The sequence below is a fragment of the Cellvibrio sp. 25HG11W-0 genome, assembly GCF_057815475.1.
The window spans coordinates 1,995,687-2,013,546 of the sequence record NZ_CM174230.1 but is presented as its reverse complement, the minus strand read 5'-3'; the positions used below and the strand labels follow the sequence as shown (position 1 = coordinate 2,013,546).

The 17,860-nt window shown below is 47.2% G+C and carries 13 protein-coding genes; 7 read left to right on the top strand and 6 right to left on the bottom strand.

Going from position 1 to position 17,860, the window contains the following annotated elements; genetic code table 11:
- Positions 1-132: 132 nt before the first annotated feature.
- The gene (locus AC0KUT_RS08265) at positions 133-669 is read left to right on the top strand and encodes a J domain-containing protein (RefSeq protein WP_488835017.1); all 537 of its coding nucleotides are present in this window, start codon (positions 133-135) and stop codon (positions 667-669) included.
- A gap of 1 nt (position 670) precedes the next feature.
- On the opposite strand, the gene AC0KUT_RS08260 is transcribed toward AC0KUT_RS08265, so the two are convergent.
- Positions 671-1,090, bottom strand: a complete 420-nt coding sequence (locus AC0KUT_RS08260) for an HIT family protein (protein WP_488835015.1) — start codon at positions 1,088-1,090, stop codon at positions 671-673.
- Positions 1,091-1,104: 14 nt separating this feature from the next.
- The gene (locus tag AC0KUT_RS08255; protein WP_488835014.1) at positions 1,105-1,950 is read right to left on the bottom strand and encodes a 4-alpha-glucanotransferase; all 846 of its coding nucleotides are present in this window, start codon (positions 1,948-1,950) and stop codon (positions 1,105-1,107) included.
- A gap of 767 nt (positions 1,951-2,717) precedes the next feature.
- Here AC0KUT_RS08255 and AC0KUT_RS08250 point away from each other — a divergent pair.
- Entirely contained in the window at positions 2,718-4,610 is a 1,893-nt protein-coding gene (locus AC0KUT_RS08250) for a DEAD/DEAH box helicase (RefSeq protein ID WP_488835012.1), read from the top strand.
- Positions 4,611-4,730: 120 nt separating this feature from the next.
- On the opposite strand, the gene AC0KUT_RS08245 is transcribed toward AC0KUT_RS08250, so the two are convergent.
- The 3 genes from AC0KUT_RS08245 to rapA form a co-directional block, all read right to left on the bottom strand.
- Positions 4,731-5,549 (bottom strand): hypothetical protein, encoded by an 819-nt coding sequence (locus tag AC0KUT_RS08245; RefSeq protein WP_488835010.1) that lies wholly within the window; start codon positions 5,547-5,549, stop codon positions 4,731-4,733.
- Positions 5,550-5,625: 76 nt separating this feature from the next.
- A complete protein-coding gene (locus tag AC0KUT_RS08240) occupies positions 5,626-5,910 on the bottom strand; it encodes a hypothetical protein (RefSeq protein ID WP_488835009.1) in 285 nt (94 codons plus the stop codon).
- Positions 5,911-5,986: 76 nt separating this feature from the next.
- The gene (rapA, locus tag AC0KUT_RS08235) at positions 5,987-8,923 is read right to left on the bottom strand and encodes an RNA polymerase-associated protein RapA (RefSeq protein ID WP_488835007.1); all 2,937 of its coding nucleotides are present in this window, start codon (positions 8,921-8,923) and stop codon (positions 5,987-5,989) included.
- A 155-nt stretch (positions 8,924-9,078) separates the two neighbouring features.
- Between rapA and AC0KUT_RS08230 the strand changes: the two genes are divergently transcribed.
- On the top strand, positions 9,079-10,008 hold the full coding sequence (locus tag AC0KUT_RS08230) for a D-hexose-6-phosphate mutarotase (RefSeq protein WP_488835005.1): 930 nt from the start codon (positions 9,079-9,081) through the stop codon (positions 10,006-10,008).
- A 111-nt stretch (positions 10,009-10,119) separates the two neighbouring features.
- Here the strand turns inward: AC0KUT_RS08230 and AC0KUT_RS08225 are convergent, their stop codons facing one another.
- Positions 10,120-12,312: a patatin-like phospholipase family protein gene (locus AC0KUT_RS08225; RefSeq protein WP_488835003.1), complete on the bottom strand. Its 2,193-nt coding sequence runs from the start codon at positions 12,310-12,312 to the stop codon at positions 10,120-10,122.
- 302 nt (positions 12,313-12,614) lie between these two features.
- On the opposite strand from AC0KUT_RS08225, the gene AC0KUT_RS08220 reads away from it, so the two are divergent.
- The 4 genes from AC0KUT_RS08220 (at position 12,615) to xthA (ending at position 17,787) form a co-directional block, all read left to right on the top strand.
- Entirely contained in the window at positions 12,615-13,688 is a 1,074-nt protein-coding gene (locus tag AC0KUT_RS08220; RefSeq protein ID WP_488835000.1) for a 3-deoxy-7-phosphoheptulonate synthase, read from the top strand.
- A 313-nt stretch (positions 13,689-14,001) separates the two neighbouring features.
- Complete coding sequence (locus AC0KUT_RS08215; protein ID WP_488834999.1) at positions 14,002-14,424, top strand: hypothetical protein; 423 nt, start codon at positions 14,002-14,004, stop codon at positions 14,422-14,424.
- 335 nt (positions 14,425-14,759) lie between these two features.
- The gene (locus AC0KUT_RS08210; protein WP_488834998.1) at positions 14,760-16,889 is read left to right on the top strand and encodes a carboxy terminal-processing peptidase; all 2,130 of its coding nucleotides are present in this window, start codon (positions 14,760-14,762) and stop codon (positions 16,887-16,889) included.
- 85 nt (positions 16,890-16,974) lie between these two features.
- Positions 16,975-17,787, top strand: coding sequence for an exodeoxyribonuclease III (xthA, locus tag AC0KUT_RS08205; RefSeq protein WP_488834996.1), 813 nt, complete (start codon positions 16,975-16,977; stop codon positions 17,785-17,787).
- Positions 17,788-17,860: the final 73 nt, after the last annotated feature.

Sequence of the window (17,860 nt, the reverse complement as noted above, 5' to 3'; positions counted from 1 at the left end):
CAAAAGTATAGATTACTAAATAAGGCCATTTCCTTCCGTGTGTTACCACTCGCACCAGCAAACAAGCGCTCATTTATATTTCTTTAGTTCATGAAATTGCTTTATGCTAAATACAACTGACTAGAGGCTCTTATGTTCAAACTACTGCTCGTCGCCGTCATACTGACCTTATGCATTATTGGGATTGGAAAGTTTCGACAAAATTATCGCACCCAACAGAAAAAAGCCTTATGGCAATTAGCAACGGTATTATTTTTCGGGCTATTAATACTCTTAGTGGTTACCGGCCGCATGCATTGGGTGGGTGCATTATTGGGTGCACTGCTCCCCTTTCTACGGGGCGCATTAGGGTTTGTTCCACAATTGTTACCGCTTTGGCTCAAACATAAACAACCCACTCAAGTAGAAACACCCTCACAAATAAGTATTCGCGAGGCACTAGAGATACTCGGACTACAAGGCACATTAGACCCCAACACCCTAATGACATTTAATCACCCACCAACGCCCGACACGTCGAATGGTTCAGCTAAGAGCGCGCGTGAAATTATTGTGCAAGCACATAAACAACTTATACAAAAACTTCATCCTGATCATGGTGGTAGCGATTATCTCGCCAGTAAAATCAATCAAGCGCGCGATATACTCCTCGCGAAACTCAACGATTAAATTACACCCTAGACTCTAAATGCCCTTGCTGCTGCAGCTCATTGCGAATACGCTCTGCAAGCTGCTGCAAGTGGGTAGCCTCCGCATTTTTTGCAAACGCAAAACTCAAATCCTCCATGGAATCCATTGGCACCAAATGGATATGCGTATGAGGAACTTCTAATCCAGCAATCATCATACCTACCCGCTGCGCCGGAAAGAGCACCTTAAGCGCATTGGCAATTTTATGACTCACCTGCGACAAATGCGCCATAGTAGCGAGCGGCAAGTCACTCCACTGATCAATTTCTTCGCGCGGAATAACCAGCACATGGCCATCGCGAATAGGCTGAATCGTTAAAATTGCCACGGCAATATCATCCTGCCAAACAAAATTCCCCGGGATTTTTCCCGCCATAATCAAACTAAATACACTTGCCATAGATACTCCCAGTTTTAATAAATGGCGATGCCGCACTGCAGCAGTTCACGCGCAATGATCTCATCAATTTGTTGAATGTTTTCAGTGCGAAACTCGATATATTTCACACCGTGTTTTTTATAGTGCCCGTATTTATCCAGCTCCGCCGCTATAACACCAAGATGATTTGAATTACCTACTAACGCATCAGCCCAGACCTCAACACAGAGTTGCGCGTCCGGCAGATAAAAGTCCGCCTTTATTGTCTCCAATTCCCAGAGCACTGAGTAGTTGCGCGCATGTACAACCGCCGCCAAATAAAACCAGTTATCTAATCGACGCTGCAAGGCGCCATTTACACTATGGCCGTCCAAGGTCGGCTGCCCAGCTAAAGATTCATCGCCTTGCAGCTGGCGCACCGATGCTAATAATTGCGACTCATCTATAAGGCTTTCGGGCCAAGTCACAAATGGAATACCCGAGGCTTCGGCAGTATGTTGCTGCCCCCCCAAACGTTTACCTTCCGCCGTTAGCAGCCAACCGCGAATATGCTTTTTTATCAATTTTCGCTCTGCGAGTAATAAATTCACCAATCGCGCAGGCAGCTCCCACTTATGGCCTAACTGAGTTGCCGTTAAAGGCGCCTCAGGCAGCAACTTGAGCAGCTGATGTTGCTGAATACTTTCCGGCCAAGCAATGTACTCGCCATATTTGGGATGATTAACATAAATCCCCCCCTCAAATCGTCCCTTTTCCGTGAGCTGCCAATGATGATCGACTTTCAAAATCCAGCCACCGCCGGTCAGTAGAATAAACAATTCCTTACTTTCCTTGCCCAGTAAGCGCCCCAAAGCCGTAGTCGATATGTACTTTTCTGCCATAAACCCGCCTCTCAATTCATTACCGGAGTGTAACTGAAATGAATTCATTGAGAAAAATTATAGAGTTACAACGCCACCTTATTTAGCACCCTTCAACACCTAGCCACTAAAACCAGATAGCGATATTTAACCTATTTAGGCTTTATTTACCTTTAATGACCTCAGAAATAGCTAGCGAGCCAAATTTTACTGGCGCAAAACCCATCAAGCCCCTATAATTCGCGCACTTTCAGTAACCCCTCTCTTGATCGTGAATGTCTTGTCTTGGGGTAATGCTGAACAGACACTGGATGTCTGAGGGCTGCCCGTTTACCGCGTTTATTTAAGACACTGGTAAATTTTCTTCACTGAACCGACGGATTTATTCCGAATATCGCTTTAGTCTGCCCCAAAGTGCGCAATCTTATTTCCGAGCCGGACGCTCGCGGATTGCACAGTGACCAACAGCTTTTATAGAGGTCACACGGGATTTCGTTGATTTAATCGCCTTTTTACAATTGCTCTAGAGCCCTGACGCCACACAATACTCGGCGCCTTTGCCTCGCCTGTAATTGAATTCTTGTATCTAGAAAGTTTCTGGTACACCAGCGATCCGATCATCGCCCCCACATATCGTGCCCGCTCATTCACTATGGTCCTCGCGACTATGATTTACGCAGGCACACACTAGAAAATTAATAAAAATAACCTACAAGCTGCAGCACAAATGACACTCATTTGGGCACTGTTGTGGGCACCTTTTTTATTATTTAATTACAGGTTATTACATGTCTGAACCCATTTTGTTTTCCGATTTAGCTCTTTCTGAACACATCCTAAAAGCGATTCAAAAAGTAGGCTATGAGGTTCCCTCTCCTATTCAAGCTGCGGCCATTCCAATTTTATTGGACGGTGGCGATATAGTAGGTATGGCGCAAACCGGTACCGGTAAAACAGCAGCATTTGCTCTGCCTTTGCTGTCACGTATTGATATTAAACAAGCTGACCCACAAATTCTGGTTTTGGCACCTACGCGCGAACTCGCCATTCAGGTTGCTGAAGCCTTCCAAAAGTACGCCAGTGAAATCCCAGGTTTCCATGTACTGCCTATTTACGGCGGTCAAGATATGACCAGCCAGCTGCGCCAATTAAAGCGTGGTGCTCACGTTGTAGTAGGCACCCCTGGCCGCGTTATGGATCACCTGCGTCGCGGCAGCTTGAATCTTAGCAACCTAAAAAGCTTAGTACTCGACGAAGCCGACGAAATGTTGCGCATGGGCTTCATTGACGATGTTGAATGGATTTTGGAGCACACACCCAAAACCCGTCAAACCGCGCTTTTCTCGGCCACCATGCCCAAAGAAATTCGCCATGTAGCCAACAGCTATTTGAACAATCCCCAAGAAATCAGCATCACCGGCAGCCAGTCTACCGGTGACAACATTGAACAGGTTTACTGGATGGTGAGCGGCACCAACAAACTTGATGCACTGACCCGCATCTTGGAAGTTGAGCCCTTCGACGGCATGATTATCTTTGTGCGCACCAAAACTGCCACAGTAGAGCTGGCCGAAAAATTAGAAGCGCGCGGCTATTCCGCTTCTGCACTTAACGGCGACATGAATCAACAACTGCGCGAGCGCACCATTGAGCGTCTAAAAACCAACAAGCTCGACATAGTTATTGCGACTGACGTAGCCGCTCGCGGCATTGACGTTGAACGCGTAAGCCATGTTGTGAACTATGACATCCCTTACGATTCCGAAGCCTATGTTCACCGTATCGGCCGTACCGGCCGTGCTGGTCGCAGCGGCAAGGCCATTTTATTTGTAGCACCGCGTGAAAAACGTCTGCTTTATACCATTGAAAAAGCAACCCGCAACTCTATTACCATGATGGAATTGCCCAGTGGCGCAGCGGTAACCAAGCATCGTATTGATCAGTTCACCCAGCAAATCACCACCGTATTGGCTGGACAATCTGATTTGTCATTCTTTAATGACTTACTTGCTGAATACAGCCACAAAAATGATGTGTCGCCAGAAGAGATTGCATCTGCACTCGCCTACCTCGTGCAAAAAGAGCGCCCTCTGCAGGTGAAATTTGCCGATGTTAAAGCGGATCGTTCTTCTGACCGCTCCTCAGATCGTGGCGGCCGCGAAGAGCGCGGTAGCCGTGATCGTGGCCCACGTGAAGATCGCGCCCCGCGCGAGCGCAGTGACCGTCCACGTCGCGAACATGCAAACGACGAAAATATGCAGCGCTACCGCATTGAAGTAGGCCGTAATCATGAAGCTCGCCCTGGTGATATCGTTGGCGCCATCGCCAATGAAGCAGGTATTTCCAGCAGCAATATTGGTCACATCAAATTACACGACGAGTTCTCTACCGTTGACTTGCCCAAGGGCTTGTCGGGCGATGTATTGAGCCAATTGAAAAAAGTGCGGGTGCGCAATCGCCCACTGGAAATCAGCGTTGATCAAGGTGGCGCAGCTACTAGCGGCAATGAACGCAGTCCACGCAGTTTTGACAAGCCGCGCGCTGCCAACGACAAACCACGCAAAGACTTTGGTGGTAAAGGTCGCGACGACGCACCTCGAGGTAAATTGGGCTTTGGCGACAAACCAAAAGCCAAAACAGGCGATGCTAAAAAAAGCTTTCGCCCAAAAAAGTTTGATTAAATAAAACTTTTTTGGCTTAGCTAAGATGCTCAGCCTAAAACTGTTTTACGTTAAACTCCTTTGATCGCCATTCACATGTGAATGGCGATTTTTTTTGCCTCGATTTAACTCCAAACAAGATTAGTGTCGGCTGTGAAAATCGCGCTCCATATTCTCAATCATTTCCTCACTGCTGGATTTACCACCGCAGGCTCGCAGATACCAATTTTTAACCGCACCTGCTTTAGCTTCAGGAGAGGACATGCAATTGCCACTCGGAAGCTTTATCCAAGTGGACCCACTAACATCCATCCAGGTTTGAGCTGCTGGCTCCGACACACTTGAGCGTACTGGTTGCTGTTGACGTAATTTTTCACGCAAACGCGGATCAAAAATAGTCGATGCAGTAGCGCCCTCTCCTCCTTGTGCAGCGGTGATAGCAACCAAATCATCACGTTCAAGCGACTGAATTCGGATTGCAGTAATAGACGTCGCCGATGATGCTGCGGGCTGCGATTCAATAATTCGTTTTTGGGGTAGTCGGCGCGGCGCGGGATTTGATGCTGTCGAAACAGAGGAGACTGGAGCAGTATGAGACTCAAGCGGAGAAGGCAGTACAGCCTCAAGCAGAGATGCATCAATAACATTTGGATGCCGAACAAGGGCGGGACTCAACACTAAATGTATTGAATGTTTTTGTTGCGCAGGAGCAGTGAAAAATGAAGAACTTAAATTAGGTTTGCCCAACAACAGCAATAATATATGCAGTAGTAAGGACAACAACAACGCCAGTAACAAGATGGACACGGATGGGAACCGCACAGGCTCTGTAGGTGCAAGTTCACCGCTCGCCGCGTAAAAAACCTGAATCCCGTCGTCAGCACCGAGGGCTTTAAAAGAGACTGAACGCTGCAAATGCGTCCAATCCTGTATTACCTCTATTTCAAATATCCCTGCCACACGAGATCCCATTGCTGTTTGATTCAGCAAATAGACCCAAGAAGATTTTATTAGTTCAGCAAACTACCTTTAGGCACTAAACCTCATCAAACATTTGAATCATGTAGCCGTCTTTAATAGCTTCAGCCATAGCTTTATCGGCGGCAACTACACGCGGGTCATCGGTTAAATTGCTTGGTACTAACTTGCGCTTTTCAATTTCGATCTCCGTAAAGCCAGCGCGCATTAGGTAAATCTTGCACATCTGTTCGGCACCAAACAAATCGCGAAAGTTGATATAAACAATAAAAGGAACCTTTTGCCCTTCTTTAATATCATCAAAAGATTTCCGTGCTTTACCACTGGCTGAAAATATATACATAAAAGCCTCACTCAATTTATTTGTCTTGCGCTGTATAAAAAATGCCTTCAGCTAAGCGCAGCTGAAGGCAACAGGATTAAACTGTCATCACCACGCGCAGCGCATCTAAACGCAACTTGGCTTGAGACAAAAAGTGCTGGCTACTCGCTAAACGCTGCTCAAGGTATTCCACTTCCTGTTGGCGCACATTGGGGTTTACTTGTGCAAGTGCTTTCATCCGCGCCAATTCACCCTTAAGTTGCTCAGTCACCAACTGTTTGGCTTGAGCGATCAAATCAGATTGTTTAGCGGCGGTGATTTGCTCAGCACCTTGCAGCATGGTGGTCAGGGTTGGGCGCGCATGTCGCACCAAATCTTGCGCATTATTACGCGGCACTTTTTGCAACAGCTTACTGAATTGATTGATACCCAAGACGGCAGTTAAATCCTTGCCCTTGTCATCAAGTAAAACGCGAATTAACGACTGTGGCATATAGCGGAATAATTGTAGCTCTACTGGCGCGGGGCAATGCAATACAAAAAGCGCTTCCAACAATAGCGTGCCGGGTTTTAAGGGTGGCAACTTTAAAGTGCAAAATGCAGTATTGCCAAATTCACTTAAGGCAATTAGGTCTTGCGCGCCCCGCACCAGCGGGTGTTCCCAAGTCAAAAACTGCATGTCTTCACGAGCCAGCGCTTGATCGCGTTTATAGGTCACGGTCAAACCGTCTTCAGGCAGGCCGGGGAAATGCTCCACGCGCATGTGATCGCTGGGGTGCAAGACCAAACTATGTTCACTGTGCTTGTCATAGTCAATACCAAAACTATCGAACACCGCTTCCATATAATTTGGCAAAGTAGCCTGCTGGTCATTCTCCGCCAAGGCCTCGACCAAGGCTTGCGCCTCCTGCGGCTTACAAGAATTTAATTCAAGTAATCGATCGCGTCCTTTTTGTAACTCTTGCACCAGCTGCTGTGAAAACTCACGGGTCTGGGCCAATAGATCATCGAAGGTGTGGTCATCAGTGTTAATCAATGCAGGCAGCAGTTGCTCAGCAAATTTTGCATAAACGCTCTGGCCTATAGCGCAGGTTTTCTCGAAAGCATTTAGCCCCTGGTGATACCAGTCGAGCAAACGCTCTTGCGCGGTATCTTCATAGTAAGGCGCATGCACATTGACCGTTGCAGTTTGGCCGATACGATCCAAGCGACCAATACGCTGCTCTAACAAGTCCGGGTTTATCGGCAAATCAAACAACACCAAGTCTTGTGCAAATTGGAAGTTGCGCCCTTCACTGCCGATTTCTGAGCAGACTAATACTTGCGCACCGTCTTCCACTTCGGCGAAATAGGCGGCTGCGCGGTCGCGCTCAATTAAATTTAAGCCTTCATGGAATACGGCGGTAGCAAAACCTTTACGCAAGCGCAAAAACTCTTCAACGGCTTGAGCCGTATCTGCATTGGCGCAAATCACCAAGGTTTTTTTACGGCGATTTAGCCGCAGCCACTCAGCCAGCCACGTCACCCGCGGATCTTGCAACCACCACTCTGTATCGGTTTTTGTTTCCCAATAAAGCTCAGCGCGAACCTGTGTTGTAAGCGGTTCAGCAGTGAGTGCTAGCAGATCTTCACCTTCTAGCTCAAGCGGGTGCGCATGCAAACAACGCTCAGGAAAGCCCGCGACAGAATTGCGCGTATTGCGGAATAAAACACGCCCAGTGCCGTGACGATCTAACAAATAACTAATGGCTTTATCCATCGCAGCGGCCAAAGATTCTTGCGCAGCTTGCACCACTAACTCTTGCAGGGTCTCTTCTGGCAAATAACTCGCAAGCTGTTTCAGCAACACAGAGGCGATGGCTCCCGTGTCATCACTGCGCTCACTCAATAGCGTCTGCACCAACTCATTCAGTGGCTGATAGGCTTGCTGCTCAGCAATAAATTTAGGCAAATCGTAATAGCGATCTGGGTCGAGCAACCGCAAGCGTGCAAAGTGACTCTCTAAACCCAGCTGCTCGGGTGTAGCCGTCAGCAGTAAAAGACCCTTAGCTATTTTTGCCAAACCTTCAATGCATTCATAAGCTTTACTGGCTTTTTTCTCGCTCCACTGCAAATGGTGCGCCTCATCTACCAGCAGTAAATCCCACTCGGCTTTTAAAGCCTGCTCATAGCGGTAGGGATTTTTAGTGAGAAAGTCGAGCGAACATATGATGAGTTGCGCCGCCTCAAAAGGATTGCTGTTATCCCCTTTTATCGCTTGATCATCGTTAAAGTCATCATCAAAATCATCGGACTCTTCAAAACTATCTAAACCCACTAACGCGTTACAACGGGCTTCATCCAACAACGTAAACGCGAGATTAAAGCGGCGTAGCATTTCCACTAACCATTGATACTGCAGACTAGCGGGCAATACTATAAGCGCTCGCTTTACGCGGCCACTCATCAACTGCTGATGCAAGATCAATCCTGCTTCAATCGTTTTACCTAAACCTACTTCATCTGCTAATAAAACCCGTGGCGCGTGACGCTGTGCCACTTCACTAGCAATGTATAGCTGGTGAGGCAAAAGCTGCACGCGCGGGCCCGCTAAACCAAAGTAGGGTGCTTGGCGATGTTGATGCTGGTAGTGAAGTGTTTGATAACGCAGGGTGAAATGATTGTGCTTGTCGATTTGACCTGCAAATAAGCGGTCGCGCGGCGTACTGAATTGCACAAAGCTGTCCAATTCAAACTCAGGAATTGCTACCTCCTCGTTTTCAGCCGTAAGGCCAACATACATCAGGCAACTGGCCTGCTCTACAATGCGTGCAATTTTAATTTTGGTGCCGTCTTGATGGCGCACCTGCTCGCCTATCTCATACTTCACACGGCTTACCGGTGCATTGTCCATCGCGTAGGTGCGACGCTCTCCGGCGGCGGGGAAACTCAGGGTCAGGCGGCGATTTTCGACATCCAATACTATACCCAATCCTAACTCTGCTTCTGACTCACTGATCCAGCGCTGACCTATAACAAACTGCGTTTTACTCACTCAAATACCTATATAGTACGATTTATCAATTATGGAAAAGCTAAAAAAGGCATGCATGATACTGTTTTACGCCCCACAAAACCAAAAGAAATTGGCTGCCAAGCGCTAGGCTTTTCGATAGAATCCAAGGCTATATCACTCTCCCGGACTTAATTATGCATACTCAATCCCTCGATGCCGCCAGTCTTCAAGCTTTAGAGCAGCTGATTAGCCAACATGATTTTCTGCATTTAAGTTCCAATAAAGAGCTATATCCCGAGTCCCTAGGAGCTGGCATGCCCTTGATTGAGGTCAAGACTGAGCTGTGTCACGCGGTTATTTCACTGCAGGGAGCCCAACTGATGGGGTTCCAGCCGCGCACAGGTGATCAACTCTTGTGGGTCAGCCCCAATTGCGACTTCACGCCCGGCGCAGCCTTGCGCGGCGGCATACCTATATGCCTGCCTTGGTTTGGCCCCAATCAAACCGACCCCACCAAACAAAAACACGGCTTCGCACGTAATGAATACTGGCAACTAGCCAGCTCACATCTTTTGAATGACGGCAGTGTTGAATTAGCATTCTTATTTTTACACGATGCCAATCATCTTTTTGCTTACGACTTCTCAGCTGAGCTGCGCATAACTCTCGGCGCCAGCGCCAAATTGGAGCTCACCGTAAACAATACCGATACGGAAGATTTTCCCTGCAGCTGGGCAATGCACAACTACTACCCCATTGCCGACTTGGCGGCAGTGAAGGTAATTGGCTTGGCTGAACGCAATTATTTAGACAATTTAGAAGGCCATTCCGTAAAAATGCAGACCGACGATCTTGGCTTTTCCGGCCCCGTCGATCGCGTATTTCCCGACATTAATAACAGCCTGCAAATCAGCGGCGCACCGCAAATAGAAATACATCACCATAACTGCCCAAGTGTTGTCACCTGGAACCCAGGGACAGAGGCAGCCGCGCAAATAGAAGATATTGGTGCTGGCCAAGAGCAGGCTTATATATGTGTAGAGCGCGGGGCAGTTTTAGCGGAGCAATGGCAAATACCAGCGGGTGCCAGCCAAAGTGCATGGATGGAATTCAAACAAATTTAATGCGGAAATTTACTGAAGATTGTGTCCGTTTCACAAATGAATCATAAAATAGACAACAATTTCAGCAATGCAAGCATGCTTATGTACACTTGATCAAATGCTTACGCTTGGCTAATAAGCGCCCAGCTGAAAGTACAAATTAAAATCGCCCTTTAAATTAAAGCCATAGCCAATGTAAACCGGCCCCACGGGGGTTTCGCCCCCCAAGTAGATCACACCTGAATCAAGCCAATCACCCTCTTCAAGCTGATTGTAATTAACGCCCATGTGCGCTGCCTCTATACCAATCCCTAGGCGTATATCGCCACTCAGGCCCAATGGCATGCGCCCCATGATGCGCTCTGCACGCAAATGGGTATAAAACACTTCATCGGCTAAAATCTGATTGCGCGCATAGGCAGATAAATGCAGAAAGCCACCTAAACGTACATAATCATAAACAGGCAAATCGCTCGCAAGCGATGTCACATAATTCACTCGCCCCGCCAGCACAAAGTCGTCGACAGCATAGGCATAATTTATATCGCCATTAATTTTCTGATAATCCATCTCTCTGGAATCAAAATAACTGAGCTCGCCATACCAACCTCGCGAAGGGAAAAAGAGACGGTTGCGGTTATCAACAACGACACCCGCATAAAACCCGCCGTATTGCTCGTTAATACCGGGCAATAAGACCTCGCTAATTTCTTGGTCTGCTCTTATACGATATTCACGCCAACCAACCTTAGCCTGCCCATAGATCCCCAAATTACGCCCCAGCATCCAATCGGCATAGGCTGTATTGAGCTGGTATTCCGCTATTTTTTCAGAGCCTAAATAAATGGGTAGGTCTTCGCGCCGACTCACATACGCAGGCTCAACAAAATAATCTTGGCGAGAATTTAGAGGTTGATAGAAGTTGAGTTCCAGTGAGGTTTTGCCGCCAATATTAATCGCGGCAAAAAACTCCCCACCTAAACTATTAAGCCAAGTATTGCGATATGCGGTACGCAGATTAAATTCCGAGCCACGCTGGTATTCAGCATCCAAATTAAAACCAAAGGAGAGGTAATCCGAACTCCAATTATTTTCCTTCGCTTCCACCATAAGAATATTGCGCTGTTCACGCTGCTCAATTTGATAGTCAACGCTTTCATAAAAGCCATCGCCATAAATTCGGATGAGGTCTTGCTCCAGCTGCGCTCGATCTAAATACTGCCCACTGCGCTGCCGTATCTGCCGCTGCACATAGTCTGGGTGTACATGCTGCAACGGCGCCACTTCTACAGCATCGATAAATAAGGGTAGATCATTTGCAGCTATAGCACGCGCGCGTTCAGGCAGAGCAACAGGAGACGCCAAAGCCTGCAGGCGCGGCAGTTCACTTAATGCAACTTTTCGCCCTGCGGCTATGGCATCTTCGGAGCGCTGAAAATCTACTGCACCTATATCGCCCAAATCAGGGTAAAGATAAATATCTTCAGGCTTAAGGGAGGCAATAGAACGCGTCACATTTTGATCTGTTAGCACGCCAATCATTTGCCCCGTCACACTGATTAAGGAACCAATTTCATTGGCTGGGCGTAAGGGTGATCCCACATTAACCGCAATGATATGTGTCGGTTGGCATAGGTCACGCGCTACCGCCACAGGAAGGTTATCGACCAAGCCGCCATCCACTAATTTACGCCCCTGATAATCTAAAGGGGCCATAAACCCAGGTACCGACATACTCGCACGCATAGCATGACTGAGGCTGCCCGAGCGGAACACCACCTCTTCTCCCGTGCCAATGTCGGTGGCAACTATGGCCACAGGGAGCGGTAAATCTTCGATTTTTCTTACACCATAATCAGCCTTAACTAACTGATTAAAAAACAATTTTATTTTGGTTCCCGCAATCACGCCTGAGTGAAATTCAACGCCTTTACTGGTAACGCCCAATTCCACACCCGACAAATAGCGCTGGCTAATTCGTTTTTTGCGGTAGCTCAATTGCCCATAATCGGCGCCGTCGAGAAACATATCCCCCCAATCTGCCGCCGATAGCTGCCGCCTCATTTCCTCTGGCGTCATACCCGCTGCATAGGAACCCGCCACCAAAGCCCCCATGCTGGTACCTACAACACATGCAAGCGCAATATGCTCGCGCTCTATTATTTCCAGCACACCAATATGCGCTGCACCACGCGCGCCCCCGCCCCCCAACACCAAGGCGATGCGAGGCTCAGCAGTGTTTACCCTAAGTTCCTGCCCCAACGCCATTGAATGCGCTAAGCACAATACAACGACTACAGCTATGTACTTGCGTATACAAAACATTAACTAATCCCTGAAATACCTACATTTACTGAATAACGTTTATTCAGTGCGACCAAAAACTACTTTTTTACTAGCGGTAGAAAAATCTTATTGAGGACAATAATGCCAAAACATCGCGAATTTCCCACAAATCACGCAATGATTTTGCAGTGAATAACCCCATGCGTAAACTGAATATTTCGCGAAAAGTTGAAAACAGAGAAATTACCTTAAATTATGGCAATAATTGAAAAAAACATCCCACCTTTTGGCTTATATTAAGTAGAATAACCCTCGAATTGACACTTTTATGGAATAGAATCATGACCGACACTCAAGTTGATGACCTCAATGTGGTCTCGCAAGAATTATTGATTTCCCCCGCAGAACTCAAAAAGAACATCCCCTTAACCGATGCCGCGCGCACTGTCGTTACCCAAGGGCGCGCGACTATTCGCAAGATTCTCGACCGCAAAGATCCGCGCATATTTGTGGTCATCGGCCCCTGCTCTATTCATGACGTAGATGCCGCCAAGGACTACGCCCAGCGCCTCAAGAAACTCGCCGACGAAGTAAGCGATTCTATTTATATCGTAATGCGCGTTTACTTTGAAAAACCACGCACTACCGTGGGCTGGAAAGGCTTAATCAATGATCCGCACTTGAATGACTCATTCAAGATTCAAGAAGGTCTGCACATTGGTCGTCAATTGTTGCTCGATATCAGCGAAATGGGTCTTCCCACCGCGACCGAAGCGCTCGACCCTATATCGCCACAGTATCTGCACGACTTAATCAGCTGGTCGGCTATTGGCGCGCGCACCACAGAATCGCAGACTCACCGCGAAATGGCGAGCGGCCTGTCCTCCGCTGTGGGCTTTAAAAATGGTACTGATGGCGGCCTCACCGTCGCTATCAATGCGTTACAATCCGTGTCTAAACCCCATCGTTTTTTAGGCATCAACACTGAAGGCCAAGTGGCCATTATCCACACCCGCGGCAATGCTTATGGCCACGTAGTGCTGCGCGGCGGCAACGGCAAGCCTAACTATGATTCCGTCAGTGTCGCAGTGTGCGAACAAGAACTCGCCAAAGCAAAAGTTACACCCAATATTATGGTGGACTGCAGCCACGCCAACTCCAACAAGAACCACGAATTACAAACTCTGGTTATGGAAAATGTTGCCAATCAAATATTAGAAGGCAATCAATCTATTATTGGGCTTATGGTGGAAAGTAATATAAATGCAGGCAATCAAAATATTCCTGCTAATTTGTGCGACCTAAAATATGGCGTATCCGTCACTGATGCTTGCATCGACTGGGAAACTACTGAAAAAGCAGTGCGTCAAATGCGTGCAATCATTAAAGATAGCCTCGCAAAACGCAGCCTTTAACACTAGCAGGCTCAATTTTGTCCCATAAAAAGCGGCCTAGGCCGCTTTTTTAATGTGTGTACTTCCTACACAAAACCCCTAATAGCACTCAATTTGTCAAATTTATCGACAAATTGACCTTGCTAGTATGGTCTTTTGAAGCTTCGACTGATAGATTCTAGTGCAAGGAATAGATCTTTTTGCCTGCATGCTGGGCAACTTAGGACGTAACAATAAAAACACTAACTACGTAAATTACATCTTATCTACAGCTGTGCTCTGTAGTCCTAAAACCCGTCCCGCCGTTAGCGGGAATAGTTAATAGGAAACTCTTATGGCAACTGCCCAAGTCAGTGCGAAAAAAACTAATAATCGCCATGCGGAACCGCTCAACAACCTCTTAGAGTTACACGATTTCGCTGTCGCTAAAGCTATACATCAACGCGAATTTGACCTGAGCATGAGCCAGTTATTGGGCTGCGATTATCTCTTTATTCGCCATAAAGGCCCGCATCGCCTACTCGGTCAAGATCAACTTGCCAGCACCCTGCAAGAGCTGCTCGAGATTTTTGAAAGCTCACCGCGCCAAAGTCAGATCATCGGTATTGATGAAAGCCAGCCAGTACCGCTGCAGTTCACGCGCTACGACTTTATGTGGGAAGACAATCAGGTGCGCAATGCTCTCAGCACACAGGTCAACCAAGCAGAGCAAATCGATTTTATGCAGATGATGTTTGAATGTAGCTCAGCCTGCTGATAAGGCCATACACAACTATACGAGGTGAGAACTCTCAGAATGAGTATCACCTCATAAAACCGCGCCGCGCCTCCCTCTTTTGACTCACCCACTCCACAAGTACAATCCAATGGCGACTTTCCCTCTCGCAACTCTGTGTATGAGTAAAAACAATCGGTACTTCACCCCAATAGCACTTCTGCGCCACGTGCATGTCTATAGCTGCAGAAACCAACCGAATTGATTAATCCACCTGACTAACCCTGCCTTTAAACACGCAATTCCGCTATAGTGAGCGGGTATAAATCCAGACGCGGCCAGAGCTGTCGCGCCTTTGACCATTTGAGACCTTCTTTATGCAAATCGTTGTTGTGAGAATGCTAAAACTTTCCTTGGTAAGCCTGCTTTTCGTTCTTTCTGCGCTAACCCATGCCGATAACATCAAAAACCTCGCCCCAACCTCCGAGCAGAGCAAGGCAGCCATTGAAGTGGTTGGACGTCTTAATCAGGAACACTATCGCGATCAAGAGCTGAATGATGCCCTTTCATCTCGCTACTTTGATGAATATCTCAAATCCCTTGATAGCTCGAAAAACTTTTTCTTGCAGTCCGACATTGTAGAGTTTGAAAAATATCGCAAAACTTTTGACAACGACTACGTAAAAGGAAAGTTAAATAATAGCTTTACGATTTACAACCGCTATAACCAACGCTTAATTAAGCGCCTCGAACAAGTTGTTGCGCAGCTTAAAGATCCTGCAACTAAATTTGATTTTGATGTAGAAGAGTTCATCGATACCGACCGTAAGAAAGCGGAATGGCCAGCGTCTGCCGCAGAGGCCGACAAGCTCTGGAACAGCTATATTAAATCCAATATTTTAAGTTCCATGCTCTCAGGCAAAACCCTCGACGAAAGCAAAACCAATTTGCGCAAGCGCTATGCAAGCCAGCTGCGCCGCCTCAAGCAACAAACCTCGGAAGAAGCCTTCAGTGTCATGATGAATGCCTTAACCATGCTCTATGATCCGCACACCAATTATCTCTCACCTGAGAATGCTGAAAACTTTGACATCAGTATGTCGCTGGAACTGCAAGGCATAGGCGCGGTATTACAAAGCGATGAGGACTACACCAAAGTAAGCAGTCTAGTCTTTGGTGGACCAGCTCAAAAACAAGGGCAACTAAAACCCAACGATAAAATTGTAACCATTGCCCAAGGTGCCGAAGGCGAATGGGTCGATGTTGTAGGCTGGCGCTTAGATGAAGTAGTGAAACTTATTCGCGGCCCCAAAGGCACTCTGGTACGTCTTGAGGTCATTCCATCTGACCCAACTGCGGTGGGTAACAAAACGATTACCATCAAACGTGAAACGGTAAAACTGGAAGACCAAGCCGCCAAGAAGGCCGTATTCGACGTTAAAGACGGAGACAAAACCTTCAAAATCGGCGTTATTGATATCCCCACCTTTTACATGAATTTTGAGGCGTTTCAAAAGGGTGACCCTAACTACAAAAGTACCACTCGCGACGTATTGAATTTACTGAATGAATTAAATAAAGAGCATGTCGATGGCGTCATCATTGACCTGCGCGACAACGGCGGCGGCTCACTGCCCGAAGCTGCGATGCTCACTGACTTGTTTGTCGATCCGGGTCCCGTTGTACAAATTCGCCAAAGTGATGACAGCGTATCGCGCAACTATCGCGCTTATCAGCCTGCCGTTTATCGCGCACCTATAGCGGTTTTGATCAATCGCCTAAGCGCCTCAGCATCAGAAATTTTTGCTGGCGCCATTCAAGACTATGGTCGCGGCATTATTGTCGGCTCCACAACCTTCGGTAAAGGCTCTGTGCAGAATCTTATCGATTTAAAGCACGGCAAATTAAAAATCACCGAAGCTAAGTTTTATCGAATTTCAGGCGATAGCACCCAACATCGCGGCGTAATTCCAGATGTACAACTGCCCAGCTTGCTCGACCCAAGCGAAATAGGCGAAAGCAGCTACGATAACGCTCTCCCCTGGGATCGCATCCATGCCGCACCGCACCAAAACTATTATCAGATGAGCAAGTTTTTACCCAAAATTGAAACTGAACACCAAGAGCGTATGGCGATAGACCCAGACTTCATTTTTCTCAATAAGCAAAGTGAGTTATTTAAAGAAGCCGCGGCCAAAAAACAAGTTTCTTTGAAATTGGATACCCGCAAAAAAGAGCAGAAAGAAATAGAGGGCCGGACATTGGCAATGGAAAATCTACGTCGCACCGCCAAAGGCGAAAAGCCCTTTGCTGATTACGCCGCACTAAAAGCCGATGCGGGCGGCGGCGATGACGAAGAAGAGAACGAAGAAAAAGCCAAAGAAGCCGCCGAAAAGGCTAAAGAAATTCATCCACTTGAAGACCCCTACCTCACTGAGACTGGGCACATTCTCGCCAACTTTATTGAGCAGCTCAACCAACCGGAAACAGCTGTCGCAAAACACTAAAAGTAGATGAAAACCCCTCAACACCCGCGCAGCAATGCGCGGGTGTTTTACTAAGTAAATATCACTCTCGCGATTGGATCAGTTTATGAAAGCCATTTCCTACAACGTCAACAGCCTGCGCATGCGCCTGCATCAACTAGAAGCGGTAATAGCAACGCACTCGCCCGATTTTATTGGCCTGCAAGAAACCAAAGTAAACGATCCAGATTTTCCGTTAGCAGCGATTGAAGCTATGGGTTACCACGTAGAGTTTATCGGGCAGAAAACCCACTACGGCGTTGCGCTCATGTCAAAGCACCCCTTTAAACGTGTTATTAAAGGCTATCCAACCGATGAAGAAGGCGCACAGCGACGCTTCATAGGCGGCGTATTTGATACTCCCTCCGGTGAAGTTACCGTACTAAACGGATACTTTCCTCAAGGTGAAGGCCGTGACCATCCCGTAAAATTTCCAGCCAAGCAAAAATTTTACGCCGACCTCTTAGCATTCATAAAAGCTGAATTCACTCCGCAACAACAAATTATTTTAATGGGAGACATGAATATCTCCCATCAAGATTGTGACATTGGTATTGGTGAAGTTAATCGCAAACGCTGGTTGCGCACTGGAAAATGTAGTTTTTTACCTGAAGAACGTGAATGGTTAAATGAATTGTTAGCCTGGGGTTTCAAAGATAGCTATCGCGAACGCAACCCCGACGTAAACGATAAATTTAGCTGGTTTGATTATCGCAGTGGAGGCTTTGAAGACACACCAAAGCGCGGGCTGCGCATCGACCTTATTTTAGCCACGCAACCCTTAATGGATAAGTGTATAGATACAGGCATTGACTACGATGTGCGCGCAATGGAGAAACCTTCGGATCACTGCCCGATCTGGGCAAGTTTCGGGGTTTAGCCTGCAGGCTGTTTAAGAACGAGTTGAATTGGCAAAAAAAAGGGCGCTCTGTTGGCGCCCATTTTTTATGGGT